Raw genomic sequence first — 680 nt, forward strand, 5'->3', positions numbered from 1 at the left:
AGGTCGCCGGCGTCACCGCCGGCGGCCAGCCACGCGTCCCGCACCGGCCCGCCCACGACCCGCGCCCCGGTGGCGGCCGACCAGTAGATCCAGCCCCGCTGGAACTGCACCACCTGCCCGGCCCCACCCGGGGTCGCCACCTGATCGGCCACCGGATAACCCAGCGCACCGGTCTCCCAGCCCGCCGCCGCCCACCGGTCCCGCACCGGCGCCAGCAGCACCCGCGCCCCCGTGCCCGACGACCAGTACACCGACCCGCCCTGGAAGTGCGCGAACGCCCCACCATCGGCCAACGCCGTCACATCACTGACCGGGAAACCCAGCGGACCGTTCTCCCAACCCGCCGCGGCCCACCGGTCCCGCACGACCCCCGACACGATCCGCGCACCCGTCGCAGGCGACCAGTAGATCGACCCACCCTGGAAGTGGACGAACCGCCCACCGTCCTTCAGCGACCCCACGTCGCTCACCGGGAAGCCCAGCGCACCGTTCTCCCAGCCCGCCGCACCCCACCGGTCCCGGATCTCCACCGACAGGATCCGCGCACCCGTGCCCGGCGACCAGTACACCGACCCGCCCTGGAAGTGCTGGAAGCACCCACCATCACGCAACCCGCACGTCGTGTCCCCCACCGGGTAACCCAGCGCACCCCGCTCCCACCCCGCCGCGGCCCACCGGTC

The 680-nt window shown here is 74.4% G+C and carries 1 protein-coding gene; it reads right to left on the bottom strand.

From position 1 onward, the window contains the following. On the bottom strand, positions 1 to 680 hold a 680-nt coding region (locus tag E9549_RS22855), incomplete at both ends, for an LGFP repeat-containing protein (protein ID WP_374201475.1).

It is taken from the genome of Blastococcus sp. MG754426, from assembly GCF_021699055.1.
Taxonomy (GTDB): Bacteria; Actinomycetota; Actinomycetes; order Mycobacteriales; family Geodermatophilaceae; genus Blastococcus.